Below are 15,929 nucleotides of genomic sequence, written 5' to 3' on the forward strand. Positions count from 1 at the left end.
TAACGACGGGCACTCAGCCGTCGGTGGCCTGACAAACACTTCGCCGTCCCACGTCGGAAATGCCCTGCAAACAGCTACGCTATTGCTGTAGGACACAGTTTGAAATAGTCACTCGGTTGAATACCCCGTTGCAGCACCTTATATACCCCGCAGTACGCTACATCTTTAGCTTGAGGAGATTTCTACAACCATGATGCGCATCCTGCTGTTCTTGGCCACTAACCTGGCGGTCGTGCTGATTGCCAGCATCACCCTGAGCCTTTTCGGCTTCAACGGGTTCATGGCGGCCAATGGGGTTGATCTCAACCTCAATCAGCTGCTGATTTTCTGTGCGGTCTTCGGTTTCGCAGGTTCCCTGTTCTCGCTGTTCATCTCCAAGTGGATGGCGAAGATGAGCACCAGCACCCAAATCATCAGCCAGCCGCGCACGCGTCACGAGCAATGGCTGCTGCAAACGGTCGAGCAACTGTCCCGCGAAGCCGGGATCAAGATGCCCGAAGTCGGGATCTTCCCGGCCTATGAGGCGAATGCCTTTGCCACCGGCTGGAACAAGAACGACGCACTGGTCGCCGTCAGCCAGGGCCTGCTGGAGCGTTTCTCGCCGGATGAAGTGAAAGCCGTCCTGGCCCACGAAATCGGCCACGTGGCCAATGGCGACATGGTCACCCTGGCCTTGATCCAGGGCGTGGTGAACACCTTCGTGATGTTCTTCGCACGGATCATCGGCAACTTTGTCGACAAGGTGATCTTCAAGAACGAAGAAGGCCAGGGCATTGCCTACTACGTGGCGACCATCTTCGCCGAACTGGTCCTGGGTATCCTGGCCAGCGCCATCGTCATGTGGTTCTCGCGCAAACGCGAATTCCGCGCCGACGAAGCCGGTGCACGCCTGGCCGGTACCAGCGCGATGATTGGCGCACTGCAACGCCTGCGTGCGGAACAGGGCCTGCCAGTGCATATGCCTGACACCCTGAATGCCTTCGGCATCAACGGTGGCATCAAACAGGGCTTCGCCCGCATGTTCATGAGCCACCCGCCGCTGGAAGAGCGCATCGACGCACTGGCGCGTCGTCGCGGTTGAGAGCTTGCGAAGTAAATAAGAAGGCCCGCAGTGATGCGGGCCTTTTTTTGTCTGCTGATTTCGATTACCGGCTGGAAACCCGATAAACGCGCTCCTCAAACCGCGTAACGCCTGCCTCCAGAAACTTCCCGCTCTCGCTCAACACATCCTGGTCTTCCAGGATCTTCAGCGTCCACGAAGCACCGAACAAGCGTTGCACTTCTTCATCGAGCACAGCAAACGGCGGACCGGGCATCTGCGCCTGGTCGTAATCCAGCGTAATCAACAACCCAAGCGCATCCTTCGGCAGAATCCGCGATAGATGCGCGGCGTATTGCTCACGCATTGGCGGCGGTAGCGCAATCAGTGCGGCGCGGTCGTAAAGTGCGGCGCAATCGGCAACATCACCGGCAGTCAGTGCGAAAAAATCACCGCACCAAAGCTCGATCGAGCCTGCCCGATAGACCTTGAACGGGCCCTGTTCACTGACATCCGGGTCGAATTGGTGCTCATTGAAGAAATCCTCAATGGCCTTTTCCGACAGTTCGATTCCCAACACCTCATGGCCTTCGCGTGCGAGCCACAACAAATCCAGACTCTTCCCACACAACGGCACCAGCACGCGGGCGCCGTCCTCCACACCCAATTGCGGCCAAAACCTTTGCAGATAGGGATTCACTTGCGGCAAGTGAAAGCCGATCTGATTCGACGCCCACTTTTTGTGCCAAAACTCCGGCTGCATAAATAACCCCGAAAATTCGATCAAAACACCCTAAAACTTATATTAGATTTAGATCAATGATCTGACAGAAGATGGCGCTATCTTAACTCTCAGGAGCTCATCCATGTTCCCCAGCCTGTACATATCCCATGGCTCGCCGATGCTGGCCCTGGAACCTGGCGCCAGCGGGCCAGCCCTCGCTCGCCTGGCGACAGAGTTGCCCAGGCCAGACGCCATCGTGATTGTCTCCGCGCACTGGGAAAGTGATGAACTGCTGGTCGGCGGCAACCCGCAGCCAGACACCTGGCATGACTTCGGCGGTTTTCCACGGGCATTGTTCGAGGTGCAATACCCTGCCCCCGGTAACCCTGAGTTGGCCGCACAGGTGGTCAATCTGCTGCGCGCCAATGCCCTTCCCGCCCGCATCGACAGCACACGACCTTTCGACCATGGCGTCTGGGTGCCGCTGTCGTTGATGTACCCGCAGGCCGATATCCCGGTTGTGCAGGTTTCACTGCCCACCCGAGGCGGCCCGGCGCTACAGGCACGCGTTGGCCATGCCCTGGCAGGCTTGCGCGAACAGGGCGTTCTGTTGATCGGCTCCGGCAGCATTACCCACAACCTGCGAGAGCTGGACTGGCATGCCGGCCCCGAGAGCGTGCAACCCTGGGCTCAGGGTTTCCGCGACTGGATGATCGACAAGCTGGCGGCAAACGATGAAGCCGCCTTGCACGACTATCGCCGGCAAGCACCGAACGCGGTGCGTAACCATCCCAGCGATGAACATTTGTTGCCGTTGTACTTTGCCCGCAGTGCTGGGGGCCAATTCAGCATTGCCCACCAGGGATTCACCCTGGGCGCGCTGGGCATGGATATCTACCGTTTCGGATAAGGGCATGAAGCCTGCGGCGGCCAGGTTCAGGCCACATCGACGCCCACATCGACCCCAACATGGATCGCATCGTGGCGCCAAAACTCCAGGTCACAATCGATCAGCCGCTCATGCTGATCGTAATTGACCCGGGCGATGCGCAGTCCGGGACTGCCCACCGATACCCGCAAAGCGGCCGCCGCGTCCGCCGACAACGACGTCGGCACGATCTCGAAGCGCACCCGCCCGTAGTGCAGGTCGTAGTGCCGCGCATACAGCTCGGTGATCGACTGATTCAAGTCGAAATCCAGAATGCCCGGAAAATACTGCGGATTCAGATAGTGCTCCACGTACAACACCAGTCGCCCGTCGATACGTCGCGAACGACAGACCTGAATCACGCTCGACAACGCCGGCAACTGTAACCAGGCACAGACCGCCGCCGATGCCGGCTGCAATCGCGCCGAAATGACTTCGGTGGACGGCACCCGCCCCTGGGCGCTGACCATGGCGTGAAAGTGGCTGCGTTGCATCAGGTTGTAGGCCAGGCGCGGCGGCGACACGAACCAGCCACGACGCTCTTCGCGATAGATCTGGCCTTGGGCTTCGAGCTGCAGCAACGCCTCGCGTACGGTAATCCGCGTGGTACCAAACAACTCACTGAGCTTGCGTTCGGCTGGCAGCTTGCTCCCGGGAGCCAGCAGCCCGTGATCGAGCTGCTCCTGAAGCACCTGGCCAATGGCTGTCACCGCTTTTGTTGCCTCATCGCGCATCAACGTTACCTATCTGGACTAGACCAGCGCTCTTTCAGGGCAATACCTGCGAGAAAATCGGCTGTTTGAAGATTCTGCAAGCGTAGGCAATGCAGATGAACGAGAGATGACAAAGCCGCCCGACGGTCATTCCAATGGCGTGCAATACATCGGCCAAGTCCCTTATGTAATGGGGCTTCGCCCATGGTCTACGCTTACTTGGCACCCGCCAATACCGGGCAAATGAACATCCATCGGGGCGACGAACGACATCAAAGTGTCATCGAGCCGCCTTAGATTGGCTCAGGTATTGCTGACCTAGACCAACACAATCGCAATCGCAGCGTTGAAAACGCCCATAGGAGCTTCGGAATGAAACAGCTTTTCCTGGCATCACTGTTAGGCTCGACCATTGCCATGTGCACCGCCGCCATGGCGGCTGATGATTTGAAAACCCTTGAAGCCGCTGCGAAAGCGGAAGGCGCAGTAAACAGTGTCGGCATGCCCGATGACTGGGCCAACTGGAAAGGCACCTGGGAAGACCTGGCGAAGAAGTACGGCCTCAAGCACATCGACACCGACATGAGCTCGGCCCAGGAAATCGCCAAGTTCGCCGCGGAAAAAGACAACGCCAGTGCCGACATCGGCGACGTCGGTGCCGCCTTTGGCCCGATCGCGGTCAAGCAAGGCGTGGTGCAACCCTACAAACCAACGACCTGGGATCAGATCCCGGACTGGGCGAAAGACAAGGACGGCAACTGGGCGCTGGCCTACACCGGCACCATCGCCTTCATCGTCAACAAAAAGCTGCTGCACGGATCCGAAGTGCCGACCAAGTGGGCTGACCTCAAGACCGGCAAGTACAAGGTTTCCATTGGTGACGTAAGCACCGCGGCTCAGGCTGCAAACGGCGTTCTGGCGGCGGCACTGGCCAACGGCGGCGACGAGAAAAACCTTGAGCCTGCGCTGTTGCTGTTCGCCGACATCGCCAGGCAGGGTCGCCTGTCGATGTCCAACCCGGTCATTGGCGCCATGGAAAAAGGCGAGATCGAAGTCGGCGTGGTCTGGGACTTCAACGGCCTGAGCTACAAGGCCAAGATGGCCAATCCGGATGACTACGTGGTGCTGATCCCGTCCGATGGTTCGGTGATTTCCGGCTACACCACCATCATCAACAAATACGCCAAGAACCCCAACGCGGCCAAGCTGACTCGCGAGTACATCTTCAGCGACGCCGGCCAGATCAACCTGGCCAAGGGTAACGCCCGTCCGATCCGCGCCGAGCACATCACTCTGCCGGAAGACGTGAAGTCCAAGCTGCTGCCGAACGAGCAGTACAAAAAGGTCACGCCGATCAAGGACGCGGATGCCTGGGAAAAAACCTCCAAGGCCCTGCCGCAGAAGTGGAACGAAGAAGTCATCGTAGAAATGAAATGACGCGGTAGATCCCTGTGGGAGCGAGCCTGCTCGCGATAGCGATCTGACTTTCAACATTGATGTTGACTGACAGTCCCTCATCGCGAGCAGGCTCGCTCCCACAGTGGACCGAGTGAATTTCAAATTCCTGTTTCGCGGAGTTTGCCCCTATGAAACACAACGTCATCCTGGTCGTGCTCGACGGCCTCAGCTACAAGGTCGCCCACCACGCCATGGGGCACCTGCAGGCTTACGTCGGCGCAGGACGCGCCGCACTCTACAAATTGGAGTGCGAGCTGCCGGCCCTGTCCCGACCGCTCTACGAATGCATCCTGACCGGCGTGACACCGATCGACAGCGGGATCGTTCACAACAACGTCTCGCGCCTGTCCAACCAGCGCAGCATCTACCACTATGCCACCGATGCCGGCCTGAAAACCGCTGCCGCGGCCTACCACTGGGTCAGCGAACTGTACAACTGCTCGCCCTTCGTCGCGGCCCGGGATCGTCACACCGACAACCCTGACCTGCCGATCCAGCATGGGCATTTCTACTGGAACGATCACTACCCCGACTCGCACCTGTTCGCCGACGCCGAAAGCCTGCGCCTGCGTCACGCCCCGAATTTCCTGCTGGTTCACCCCATGAACATCGACGATGCCGGACACAAGCACGGTCTCGACACCCCTCAGTACCGTAACAGCGCCCGCTCCGCCGACATCATCCTGGCTGATTACCTGCAAGGCTGGCTCGACGCCGGTTACCAGGTGCTGGTGACCGCCGACCACGGCATGAACAACGACCGCTCCCACAACGGCCTGCTGCCCGAGGAACGTGAAGTGCCGCTGTTCGTCCTCGGCGATGCCTTCAGCTTCAATGCCGACGCGACGCCGAAACAGACCGACCTCTGCGGTACCGTCTGCGAACTGCTGGGCGTACCCCACGACAAACCCGTGTGCCGGGAGCTGCTCAAGTGACCTCCATGACTCGCGGCAAGTGGCTGGCAGCCCTGTGTCTGGTGCCCTTCGCCCTGTTCTTTATCGTGTTCGAAATCGCCCCGCTGACGTGGGTAATGATCAACAGCCTCGAATCGGAAGAGTTCGGTTGGGGTATTGCCAACTTCACCAAGATCTTCAGCTCGAAGTTCTATCTGCAGGCGATCCGGTACAGCCTCGAGATCAGCTTCTGGTCCAGCGTGTTCGGCATCATCATCGCCGTGCTCGGTGCCTATTCCTTGCGCCGGGTCGACTCCAGGCTGCGCAACTTCGTCAACGCCTTCGCCAACATGACCAGCAACTTCTCCGGCGTGCCTTTGGCCTTTGCCTTCATCATTTTGCTGGGCTTCAACGGCAGCTTCACCATCATGCTCAAGCAGGCCGGGATCATCCAGGACTTCAACCTGTACTCGAAAACCGGGCTGATCATTCTCTACACCTACTTCCAGATCCCCCTGGGCGTGCTGCTGCTCTACCCGGCCTTCGACGCCCTGCGCGAAGACTGGCGCGAATCCGCCGCGTTGCTGGGTGCCAGCGGCTGGCAGTTCTGGCGGCATATCGGCCTGCCGGTGCTGACTCCGGCGCTGCTCGGCACCTTCGTGATCCTGCTGGCCAACGCCCTCGGCGCCTACGCCACGGTGTACGCCCTGACCACCGGCAACTTCAACGTGCTGACGATCCGGATCGCTGCGATGGTCTCGGGTGACATTTCCCTGGACCCGAACCTGGCCAGTGCCCTGGCCGTGGTGCTGGTAGCGTTGATGACCCTGGTGACCATCGTCCATCAACTGCTGTTGAAGAGGAGCTACCATGTCTCGCGCTGAATTGGGGCCTGCCGGCATCTACCATCGGGTGGTGGTCTACCTGCTGTTTACCATCATGTTGCTACCGCTGATCGGCACCTTTATCTATTCGATTTCCAGCAGTTGGTCGGCCACCATTCTGCCCAGCGGTTTCAGTATTAAATGGTACGCGCAGCTGTGGAGCGATCCACGTTTCCTGAGCGCTTTCGGCCAGTCGCTGCTGGTTTGCGTCGGCGCACTGATTCTGGCGGTTGTACTGATCCTGCCGCTGTTGTTCGTGGTGCATTACCACTTCCCCAAACTCGATGCGCTGATGAACATCCTGATCCTGCTGCCCTTCGCCGTGCCGCCCGTGGTGTCATCGGTGGGACTGCTGCAGCTCTACGGTTCCGGGCCTTTTGCGATGGTCGGCACGCCGTGGATCCTGATCGGCTGCTACTTCACGGTAGCGCTGCCGTTCATGTACCGCGCCATCACCAACAACCTGCAAGCGATCAACCTGCGCGACCTGATGGACGCCGCCCAGTTGCTCGGCGCGAGCACTTTCCAGGCAGCGTTCCTGGTAGTGCTGCCAAACCTGCGCAAGGGCCTGATGGTGGCATTGCTGCTGTCGTTCTCGTTCCTGTTCGGTGAGTTCGTGTTCGCCAACATCCTCGTCGGCACCCGCTACGAAACCCTGCAGGTCTACCTCAACAACATGCGCAACAGCAGCGGCCACTTCACCAGTGCGCTGGTGATTTCCTACTTCTTCTTCGTGCTGGTTCTGACCTGGGCGGCCAATATCTTGAACAGGGACAAAAGCGAATGAGCTATGTCAGCGTCCAACATCTGCAGAAAAGCTACGCGGGCACCGCGGTGTTCAGCGATATCAACTGCGAAATCCAGAAAGGTGAATTCGTCACCCTGCTGGGCCCGTCCGGTTGCGGCAAGTCCACGCTGCTGCGTTGCATCGCCGGACTGACCTCGGTGGATGGCGGCCAGATCCTGCTCGATGATCGCGACATCGTGCCATTGAGCCCGCAAAAACGCGGGATCGGCATGGTGTTCCAGAGTTATGCGCTGTTCCCCAACATGACCGTGGAACAAAACGTCGCGTTCGGCCTGCGCATGCAAAAGGTTAACGCCGACGACAGCCACAAGCGTGTCGCCGAGGTGCTGCAGCTGGTGGAACTGACCGACTTTGCCAGCCGCTACCCGCACCAGCTGTCGGGCGGCCAGTGCCAGCGTGTCGCCCTGGCTCGTTCACTGGTAACCCGACCGCGCCTGCTATTGCTGGATGAGCCGCTGTCGGCCCTGGATGCGCGGATACGCAAGCACCTGCGCGAACAGATCCGCCAGATCCAGCGCGAGCTGGGCCTGACCACGATCTTCGTCACACACGACCAGGAAGAAGCGCTGACGATGTCCGATCGCATTTTCCTGATGAACCAGGGAAAGATAGTACAAAGCGGTGACGCTGAAACCCTTTACACGGCACCGGTGGATGTTTTCGCCGCCGGTTTCATCGGTAACTACAACCTGCTGGATGCCGACAGCGCGTCGAAGCTGTTGCAACGGCCGATCAACCACCGCATCGCCATTCGCCCAGAGGCCATCGAACTGAGCCTCGACGGCGATCTCGACGCCCAAGTGCGCAGCCACAGCCTGCTGGGCAATGTGATTCGCTACCGGATCGAAGCCCGAGGCGTGGAACTGGTGGTGGATGTGCTCAATCGCTCGGCGTCCGACCTGCATCCCGATGGTCAGCGCCTGGCGCTTTCCATCGATCCGACGGCCCTGTGTGAGGTAGCCTGATGCCCTTGCTGATGTTGAAGAGAGAGTTGCACTAATGGCCCTGGCAATTTTTGATCTGGACGAAACCCTGATCCACGGCGACTGCGCCTCGTTGTGGAGTGAGCAAATGGTCCGCCTCGGCTGGGTCGACGGCGAATCCTTCCTGCGTCGCGACAAGGAATTGATGGATGCCTACGGCAGGGGTCACCTGGCCATGGAGGACTACATGGCCTTCAGCCTGGAACCCTTGATCGGCCGAACACCAGCAGAAGTCGAGCACCTGGTCGGCCCTTGGGTGGAAGACTTCATCGAACCGATCATCTTCAGCGACGCCACCAAAGCCATCGCCGCCCACCGCAAGGCCGGCGACCGGATCCTGGTGATCTCGGCCTCGGGTGTCCATTTGGTCAAGCCGATCGCCGAACGCCTGGGCATCGATGAAATTCTTGGTATCGAGCTGGAAGTGGCTCACGGGGCGTATACCGGCAAGACCGTCGGCACCCTGACGTATCGCGAAGGCAAGATCACCCGGCTGCTGGAGTGGCTGGACGCGGAGGAAGAGAACCTTGAGGGCGCGAGTTTCTACTCGGACTCACGCAATGACTTGCCGTTGTTGCTGAAGGTGGATTTCCCGCACGTGGTCAATCCGGACCCGGTGTTGCTTGAGCAGGCCGAGAAATCCAACTGGCCAATCCATCTCTGGAAATAACACCGATCCCCTGTGGGAGCGAGCCTGCTCGCGAAAGCGGACATACATTCAACACATACGTCGAATGACACACCGCCTTCGCGAGCAGGCTCGCTCCCACAAGGTTTTGTGGTGTCAGGTCAGGCTTTCATCAATCACCAGCACCAATTTCCCCGCCACCTTATTACTCGCCAACTCGGCAAACGCCGCTTCGGCATCCTTGATCGGGAAAGCCTTGGCCAGTTGCGGGCTCAGGCGTTTATCCGCAAACAGCGGCCAGACATGCAGGCGTAGATCGCTGAACAGATCCGCCTTGAACTGATCATCGCGACTGCGCAGGGTCGAGCCCAGCAGTTGCACACGTTTGGCCAGCACCTGCGCCAGATCCAGCTTCGCCTCGCGCCCTCCCATCAGGCCGATCAACACCCAACGGCCATCAGTCGCCATCAGTTTCAGGTTCAGCGCTGCGTAGTTGCCGCCCACCGGGTCGAGGATGACATCGAACGGCCCCAGGTCGCGCAGGCTGTCCAGCTCGTCAGTGCGGACCACACCGCCCTGGGCGCCGAGCGCTTCGCAATAGGCCAGACGCTCAGCGGAGCCGACACTGACCCAGCACGGATTGCCGAACGCCTTGCACAGCTGAATGGCAGCTGAACCAATTCCACTTGCCCCGGCGTGCAGCAGAACTTTTTCACCGGGTTTGAGCGCTGCCAGTTGAAACAAATTCAACCAGACGGTCGCATACACTTCCGGCAACGCGGCGGCTTCGGCCAGCGACATTTCGTCGGGTACCGGTAATACATGCCGTCCGTCGACAACCACCTCTTCGGCCATGCCGCCCCCGGCCAGCAAGGCGCAAACCCGATCCCCCACCTGCCACGACGAACCCGGACCCACTTCGCTGATCACCCCCGAACACTCTAGACCCAGCACCTGACTGGCCCCCGGCGGTGGCGGATAAAGACCGGCCTTCTGCAACAAATCGGCACGATTGAGACCCGCTGCCGCCACTCGAATGCGAACTTGTCCTACATCACACGCAGGACTGGGCTCTTCAAGCCACTCCACTTGACCGTCAACGCCTTGCAATGCTTTCACAGTGCCTCCATAGTGAGTCTGGACTGAGCCCGAAGCTGTAACGCCGGGCTTTTTGCATTATGCGACCGGCCCTTGTGGAACCGGCGACTTCAAAGACGGCCTAATATGCGTTATCAATTGTCCCCGCGTCGAATCAACATGAAGCGTTTGTTCCCCAGCACTGCCCTCGCCCTTTTCATCGGTTTCGGCCTGCTGCCGATGTCGAGCAGTTCTTTTGCAGCCAATAGCTGGGACAAGCTTCAGCCCGACCGTGACGAAGTCATCGCCAGTCTGAACGTCGTGGAGTTGCTCAAGCGCCACCACTACAGCAAGCCGCCGCTCGACGACGCGCGCTCGGTGATCATCTACGACAGCTACCTGAAATTGCTCGACCCGTCGCGCAGCTACTTCATGGCCAGCGACATTGCCGAATTCGACAAGTGGAAGACCCAGTTCGACGACTTCCTCAAGAGCGGCGACCTCAACGCCGGGTTCACCATCTACAAGCGCTACCTGGACCGCGTCAAGGCGCGTCTGGACTTTGCCCTTGCCGAGCTGAACAAGGGCGTCGACAAGATCGACTTCAACACCAAGGAAACCTTGCTGATCGACCGCAAGGATGCCCCTTGGCTCAAATCCACCGCAGAACTCGACGACCTGTGGCGCAAGCGCGTCAAGGACGAAGTGCTGCGGCAGAAGATCGCCGGCAAGGATTCCAAGCAAATCCAGGAAACCCTGACCAAGCGCTACAAGAACCAGCTGGCGCGCCTGGACCAGACCCGCGCGGAAGACATCTTCCAGGCGTACATCAACACCTTCGCCATGTCCTACGACCCGCACACCAACTATCTGTCGCCGGATAACGCGGAAAACTTCGACATCAACATGAGCCTGTCCCTGGAGGGTATCGGCGCCGTGTTGCAGAGCGATAACGATCAAGTGAAGATCGTGCGCCTGGTACCGGCAGGTCCGGCGGACAAGACCAAGCAAGTCGCTCCGGCCGACAAGATCATCGGTGTTGCCCAAGGCAATAAAGAGATGGTCGACGTTGTGGGCTGGCGCCTGGACGAAGTGGTCAAGCTGATCCGTGGCCCGAAAGGCACTGTGGTGCGCCTGGAAGTGATCCCGGCCAGCAATGCGCCGAACGACCAGACCAGCAAGATCGTGCCGATCACCCGCGAAGCGGTGAAGCTTGAAGACCAGGCCGTGAAAAAGTCGGTGCTCAACCTCAAGCAGGATGGCAAGGACTACAAGCTCGGCGTCATCGAGATCCCGGCCTTCTACCTGGACTTCAAGGCCTTCCGTGCCGGTGATCCGGACTATAAGAGCACCACCCGCGACGTCAAGAAGCTGCTGAGCGAGTTGCAAAAGGACAAGGTTGACGGCGTGGTCATCGACCTGCGCAACAATGGCGGTGGTTCCTTGCAGGAAGCTACCGAGCTGACCAGCCTGTTCATCGACAAGGGTCCTACCGTACTCGTGCGTAACGCCGATGGACGGGTCGATGTCCTGGAAGACGAAAACCCCGGCGCCTTTTACAAAGGCCCGATGGCACTGCTGGTCAACCGCCTGTCCGCCTCGGCTTCGGAAATTTTCGCTGGCGCCATGCAGGACTACCACCGCGCCCTGATCATCGGCGGCCAGACCTTCGGCAAAGGCACCGTGCAGACCATCCAGCCGCTGAACCATGGCGAGCTCAAGCTGACACTGGCCAAGTTCTACCGGGTTTCCGGGCAGAGCACCCAGCATCAGGGCGTACTGCCGGACATCGATTACCCGTCGATCATCGACACCAAGGAAATCGGCGAAAGCGCCCTGCCGGAAGCCATGCCGTGGGACACCATCAAGGCGGCGATCAAGCCTGCGGTCGATCCGTTCAAACCGTACATCACCCAGCTCAAGTCCGAGCATGACGTACGCACGACCAAGGACGCGGAGTTCGTGTTCATCCGCGACAAGCTGGCCCTGGCGCAGAAACTCATGACGGAAAAAACCGTCAGCCTCAATGAAGCCGAGCGTCGTGCCCAGCACGCCGATATCGAAGCCAAGCAACTGGCGATGGAAAATATTCGCCGCAAGGCCAAGGGCGAAGAGCCGCTCAAGGAACTGAAGAAAGAAGACGAAGACGCTATCGCGGCCGAGGACGACAAGACCAAGCCGGAAGACGATGCCTACCTGAGCGAGACCGGGCGCATTCTCCTGGATTACCTGAAGCTCAATACGGCAGTAGCGAAGCACTAAGATTGACGGCAGTTTAATGCTGACGCTCCCCGGAGCGTCATCAAACAGTCATCATTCTGTCGTGAAATAACGGACCGGTAGCGCCTCTTTCAATCAAGAGCACGCCCGGTCCTTTTTTTTCGCCAGAGATCGCCATGACCACAACCGAACAGCTGAGTGCCTTGAGTTCAATCCTGGCTCAAAGCGGTTTGCACAGCCTGTTCCAACCCATCATTTGCCTCTCTGAACGACGCATCCTGGGCTACGAAGCCCTGAGCCGCGGCCCCTCCAATAGTCCGTTGCACTCCCCTGTCGCCCTGTTCGCCGTCGCCCGCCAGGCGGGTCGCCTGAGCGAACTGGAAATCGCCTGCCGGCAGAGTGCGTGCCGGCGCTTCAACGAACAACAACTGCCCGGCAAACTGTTCCTCAACGTTTCCCCGGAATCCTTGCTCGAAGCGGCTCACCAGCCCGGCCGAACGTTGCAGTTGCTGCAGGATTTCGGCATTGAACCGAACCAGGTGGTGATCGAACTCACCGAGCAGACCCCCACCGACGACTTCCAACTGTTGCATACCGCCCTGCATCATTATCGGGCCATGGGTTTTTCCATTGCGCTGGACGATCTGGGCGCGGGTTACTCAAGCTTGCGCCTGTGGTCCGAATTACGTCCCGACTACGTGAAGATCGACCGACACTTCATCGACGGCATTCACCTGGATGCCCTCAAGCGTGAGTTCGTTGGCTCGATCCTGCAAATTGCCAAAGCCTCGCGGGCACAGGTAATCGCCGAAGGCATCGAATTGCCGGAAGAACTGGCGGTGTTGACCGAAATGGGCGTCGACCTGGTCCAGGGCTATTTGCTCTGTCGGCCACAGGAGCATCCGCCGCGCGATGCCCGCACCTTGATGCCAAGGCGCGACAGCAGCTCCGTAGTGTTGGGCGATGACGGCAGCGACCTGAGTGCCCTGCTCAATGACCAGCCCGCGGTGGCCCGCGACACCCCGACCGCCACCGTGCTCGAAGCCTTCCGTCGCCAAGCCAACCTGAACTCGCTGGCGGTGCTGGATGAGCAAGGCCAGCCTTGCGGAATCGTCCATCGACATTCGCTCTCGGATGCCTTGCTCAAGCCGTTTGCCACCGACTTGTTCGCCCGCAAACCGATCAGCCGCCTGATGAGCGACGACTTCCTGGCCGTCGAGATAAGCCAGTCGCTGCAGCAGGTCAGCCGGCTGATTACCAGCCGCGCCCGGCAACGCATCGAAGAAGACTTCATCATCACCCTCAATAGCAATTACCTGGGCCTGGGCCGGGTGATCGATGTGCTCAAGCTGATTACCGAACTGAAAATCCAGCAAGCGCGCTACGCCAACCCGCTGACCCTGCTGCCGGGCAACGTACCGATCCAGCAATGCCTGACACGACTGCTGCAACAGCAACGCGAATCGGTGATCTGTTACGTGGACATCGACAGCTTCAAACCCTTCAACGACATTTACGGCTACGGCCGTGGCGATGAAGTCCTGCTGTGCCTGGCGCAATGCCTGAACGATCGCATCGACCCATCCCGCGACTTTGTCGGCCATATCGGCGGCGATGACTTCCTGCTGGTGCTAGGCCCGGACGACTGGCGCAAACGTTTGAACCAGCTGCTCGACGACTTCCACAGCCAGTGCCGACGCTTCTACCGCAGCGAACACCTGGAAGCCGGCTGCTTCATCGCCCCCAACCGCCAGGGCATGCGCCAGGAATTTCCCTTGTTGTCACTGTCGATCGGCGTGGTGCATCTACACCCACAGGCTTGTGGGCAACTCGATGCGAGCCAGTTGGCGGAACTGGCTTCGCAGGCCAAGCATCACGCGAAGAATGTGCCGGGGTATAGCGTGCATGTGATTGATAGTCTGGCGGGGACAGGGCGAGAGAGTGAATTGTTGATTGCGAAATTGCACTCCACTTGAGTACTTGATTGCATCGGTACTAAGCACTCGTTTGCATGCACTTGACCAGGCGTTAGCTATTAAGGCCCTTGTTAGGTCCCCTTTTACTCTTTTTCCGATAGTGGCAACGTGCCACAATTACTGGATGCCTGGCATCCCAGGGATTTCTATTGCAACGGCTCACCGCCTTTCAGGGCGGCTGATCCGGCTAAAAACAAGGAGTTGGCAACGTTGACGCCTCAGCAGGATTTACTCGTACCCGTGACTCGTACCCAAAAAATCACTTCGCTGATCACCCGTGGCATGGCCGGTCTCGGTGTTGTACTCAGTGGTTTATGGGCGTTGATCACTTATGCCGTACCCGACCCAAGTGCATTCGGTTTCACCTTCATTAGTTGGAAGAGCGTGGTGATGGTGGTCAGTACCTTTCTCTTTCTGAGCGCTGTTTCCATCGGTTGGCAAATCCGTAACCTCGCGCCAATCCTGAGAGGAACGCTTCAGGTTTTCATGGCGATTGGTCTTTCTTTCGGCTTCTTCATCTTGGGCACCGAATACGCCAAGCCTTCTTTCGAATTTGCCAAACTGCAATCGAGAATTGTCGAAAACGAAGGAACCAATCTGCTCGGTAAACGCATGGAAGTATTGGATAACGTCCGCATTGAATTGCTGGGTTGCGAGAACATTGGTCGCTTGCCGACCTGCACTTTCGAGTTGACCAACCTGAATACTGATCGAGGTTTTCGATTTAACGATGGCACCCTTCTGTTCGACGAAACGGGCGGCCCACTCAAACTTGAGTCGGTACGCGTCGGCCAGTTGGATGACGGTTATTACAGGGCATTCCAGCTGGTCAGGAACGTGCCGACACGAGTGACGCTGAACTTTCAACAAAGCGGCAGCAAGCTGAACAGGACACCGGCTATCAAGCTCAGTTTCCGGGATAAGAACGATGATTCACTAATGCTCAAATTCAGCGATGTGGCGATGAATTAAGCGAGAAATCATGCCGCTGCTCAGGAAGGCTTACTAAAAAAGGGGACCGGAGAATAAGGAAAAAGGGGAAAAAGCGGACGGATTTATTTTTTCTTCCCGTTTTGGGAATAAATCCGCCCCCTTTTTTGGTCCCCTTTATGAAATCAAGGAGAGGTCGACCACACGGCTAGCTCATAGCCATCTGGGTCGATGAAGTGGAATCGGTACCCACCTGGAAAAGAGAAAACTTCACGGCTAATTGTAGCGCCTGCTGCCATGAGCCTGAGTTTGGTAAGGTCTAGATCTTCCGCGTAGAGGATAACCAAAGGCCCGCCAGTCCGCACAGGTTCTCCTGTAGTGAATCCACCTGTCATACGACCGTCGCTGAACTCGCTGTAAGTCGGGCCGTAGTCGACGAAACTCCAGTCGAATACGCTTCCGTAAAAGGCCTTGCTTCGAGCTATGTCGCCGACGTTGAACTCGATGTTATCGATCTGATGGTCTTTTCCTCGAATGCCCATTGTCGCTTCCTTGGCTGGTAGGTAGGAAGCGAGTTTACGGTGAAAAGGGGACGGATTTATTTTTCCTTCAAGAAGCACGGCGTAGCGACGGCAAGGTAGTGAATGGCAAGAGTACCTATATGACCA

Annotated in this window: 15 protein-coding genes; 11 read left to right on the forward strand and 4 right to left on the reverse strand. The window is 58.5% G+C overall.

Annotated features, from left to right (window positions below):
- The first annotated feature begins 190 nt into the window (after positions 1-190).
- Positions 191-1,081 (forward strand): protease HtpX, encoded by an 891-nt coding sequence (gene htpX / locus ACA054_RS24655; protein WP_497686590.1) that lies wholly within the window; start codon positions 191-193, stop codon positions 1,079-1,081.
- Between the two features lie 64 nt (positions 1,082-1,145).
- Here htpX and ACA054_RS24660 read toward each other — a convergent pair whose 3' ends face one another.
- The gene (locus ACA054_RS24660; protein ID WP_497686591.1) at positions 1,146-1,802 is read right to left on the reverse strand and encodes a thiopurine S-methyltransferase; all 657 of its coding nucleotides are present in this window, start codon (positions 1,800-1,802) and stop codon (positions 1,146-1,148) included.
- Between the two features lie 103 nt (positions 1,803-1,905).
- Here ACA054_RS24660 and ACA054_RS24665 point away from each other — a divergent pair, with 103 nt between their 5' ends.
- Positions 1,906-2,673, forward strand: a complete 768-nt coding sequence (locus tag ACA054_RS24665) for a DODA-type extradiol aromatic ring-opening family dioxygenase (RefSeq protein ID WP_497686592.1) — start codon at positions 1,906-1,908, stop codon at positions 2,671-2,673.
- Positions 2,674-2,699: 26 nt separating this feature from the next.
- Here the strand turns inward: ACA054_RS24665 and ACA054_RS24670 are convergent, their stop codons facing one another.
- Positions 2,700-3,425 carry a UTRA domain-containing protein gene (locus ACA054_RS24670; protein ID WP_497686593.1) on the reverse strand — a complete coding sequence of 242 codons (726 nt, stop codon included), beginning with the start codon at positions 3,423-3,425 and terminating at the stop codon, positions 2,700-2,702.
- Positions 3,426-3,776: 351 nt separating this feature from the next.
- On the opposite strand from ACA054_RS24670, the gene ACA054_RS24675 reads away from it, so the two are divergent.
- The 6 genes from ACA054_RS24675 (at position 3,777) to ACA054_RS24700 (ending at position 9,100) form a co-directional block, all read left to right on the forward strand.
- Positions 3,777-4,841 carry an ABC transporter substrate-binding protein gene (locus ACA054_RS24675; protein WP_497686594.1) on the forward strand — a complete coding sequence of 355 codons (1,065 nt, stop codon included), beginning with the start codon at positions 3,777-3,779 and terminating at the stop codon, positions 4,839-4,841.
- A gap of 149 nt (positions 4,842-4,990) precedes the next feature.
- Positions 4,991-5,797 carry an alkaline phosphatase family protein gene (locus ACA054_RS24680; protein ID WP_497686595.1) on the forward strand — a complete coding sequence of 269 codons (807 nt, stop codon included), beginning with the start codon at positions 4,991-4,993 and terminating at the stop codon, positions 5,795-5,797.
- 5 nt (positions 5,798-5,802) lie between these two features.
- Positions 5,803-6,639: an ABC transporter permease gene (locus ACA054_RS24685; protein ID WP_497690364.1), complete on the forward strand. Its 837-nt coding sequence runs from the start codon at positions 5,803-5,805 to the stop codon at positions 6,637-6,639.
- Entirely contained in the window at positions 6,626-7,426 is an 801-nt protein-coding gene (locus ACA054_RS24690) for an ABC transporter permease (RefSeq protein ID WP_497686596.1), read from the forward strand. Before ACA054_RS24685 ends, ACA054_RS24690 begins: the two co-directional genes overlap by 14 nt.
- The gene (locus ACA054_RS24695) at positions 7,423-8,412 is read left to right on the forward strand and encodes an ABC transporter ATP-binding protein (RefSeq protein ID WP_497686597.1); all 990 of its coding nucleotides are present in this window, start codon (positions 7,423-7,425) and stop codon (positions 8,410-8,412) included. The genes ACA054_RS24690 and ACA054_RS24695 overlap by 4 nt, the downstream gene beginning before the upstream one ends.
- Positions 8,413-8,446: 34 nt before the next feature.
- Complete coding sequence (locus ACA054_RS24700) at positions 8,447-9,100, forward strand: HAD family hydrolase (protein ID WP_497686598.1); 654 nt, start codon at positions 8,447-8,449, stop codon at positions 9,098-9,100.
- Between the two features lie 114 nt (positions 9,101-9,214).
- Here the strand turns inward: ACA054_RS24700 and ACA054_RS24705 are convergent, their stop codons facing one another.
- A complete protein-coding gene (locus ACA054_RS24705) occupies positions 9,215-10,177 on the reverse strand; it encodes an NAD(P)H-quinone oxidoreductase (protein ID WP_497686599.1) in 963 nt (320 codons plus the stop codon).
- 138 nt (positions 10,178-10,315) lie between these two features.
- On the opposite strand from ACA054_RS24705, the gene ACA054_RS24710 reads away from it, so the two are divergent.
- The 3 genes from ACA054_RS24710 to ACA054_RS24720 all read left to right on the forward strand — a co-directional run bounded on the left by ACA054_RS24710 (position 10,316) and on the right by ACA054_RS24720 (position 15,303).
- Entirely contained in the window at positions 10,316-12,397 is a 2,082-nt protein-coding gene (locus tag ACA054_RS24710; protein WP_497686600.1) for a carboxy terminal-processing peptidase, read from the forward strand.
- Positions 12,398-12,531: 134 nt separating this feature from the next.
- Positions 12,532-14,331 (forward strand): bifunctional diguanylate cyclase/phosphodiesterase, encoded by a 1,800-nt coding sequence (locus tag ACA054_RS24715; protein ID WP_497686601.1) that lies wholly within the window; start codon positions 12,532-12,534, stop codon positions 14,329-14,331.
- A 108-nt stretch (positions 14,332-14,439) separates the two neighbouring features.
- A complete protein-coding gene (locus tag ACA054_RS24720; RefSeq protein ID WP_497686602.1) occupies positions 14,440-15,303 on the forward strand; it encodes a hypothetical protein in 864 nt (287 codons plus the stop codon).
- Positions 15,304-15,446: 143 nt separating this feature from the next.
- Here ACA054_RS24720 and ACA054_RS24725 read toward each other — a convergent pair whose 3' ends face one another.
- A complete protein-coding gene (locus ACA054_RS24725) occupies positions 15,447-15,803 on the reverse strand; it encodes a VOC family protein (protein ID WP_497686603.1) in 357 nt (118 codons plus the stop codon).
- Positions 15,804-15,929: the final 126 nt, after the last annotated feature.

The sequence above is a fragment of the Pseudomonas sp. LBUM1653 genome, from assembly GCF_059716115.1.